We start from the raw sequence: 888 nt of genomic DNA on the forward strand, positions 1-888 counted from the left end.
ATATCACGGACAAGGACGAGATTGAAAAACACATGGACGAGGCAAAAGCCAAATACAAAAACAGAGATGACAGGACCCGTAATCTCCACGAAGAAGATGTCGACACATTTTACGGATGTACTCTCTGTCAATCTTTTGCACCATCCAATGTATGTGTAATAACCCCGGACAGGATATCCCTCTGTGGTGCTATAAACTGGTTTGACGGCAGGGCAGCCGCCAAGGTAGACCCCGAGGGACCACAATTCCCGATTCCAAAGGGTGATGTCATCGATGCCGAATCCGGTGAGTACACCGGTGTAAACGAGACTGCAAAATCCCTGTCAAGCGGGGAATATGATCGTATAAAACTTCACTCATTCTTTGAATATCCACACACATCATGCGGATGCTTTGAGGTAGTAGGTTTCTATATACCCGAAGTAGACGGTATTGGATGGGTGGACAGGGATTTCAACGAGTCTGCACCCAACGGCCTTCCATTCTCTACAATGGCAGGACAGACAGGTGGTGGAAAACAGATAAGCGGTTTCCTTGGTGTTGGTATCAATTACTTCCGTTCTCCCAAATTCATTCAATCAGACGGCGGATGGGAACGTGTGGTCTGGATGCCCAAACATCTCAAAGACCGTGTATCTGACGACATACCGGATGACATTGCAGACAAGATTGCTACTGAAGAGGATGTATCAGATCTGGAAACCCTCAGGAACTTCCTGGAAGAAAAGAACCATCCAATTGTCAATAGATGGGAAAAGGAAGAAGAGGAAGAGGCTGCGGAGGAAGAAGAGACTCCACAACAAGCCGCTCCCGCCATGCAGATGCCTGCCTCAATGCCAATGAATATGCCAGCCATGCCAACAAGTTCTGGAAGTGGCGGTGTAAAGG

1 protein-coding gene is annotated in these 888 nt (G+C 47.7%); it reads left to right on the top strand.

Features of this window, described 5'->3' with window-relative positions; genetic code table 11:
- The coding region (gene cdhC, locus C9889_RS09960; protein ID WP_129599566.1) for a CO dehydrogenase/CO-methylating acetyl-CoA synthase complex subunit beta at window positions 1-888 on the top strand (888 nt) is incomplete at both ends.

This window comes from Methanohalophilus profundi (assembly GCF_004137855.1).
In the GTDB taxonomy this organism is placed as follows: Archaea; Halobacteriota; Methanosarcinia; order Methanosarcinales; family Methanosarcinaceae; genus Methanohalophilus; species Methanohalophilus profundi.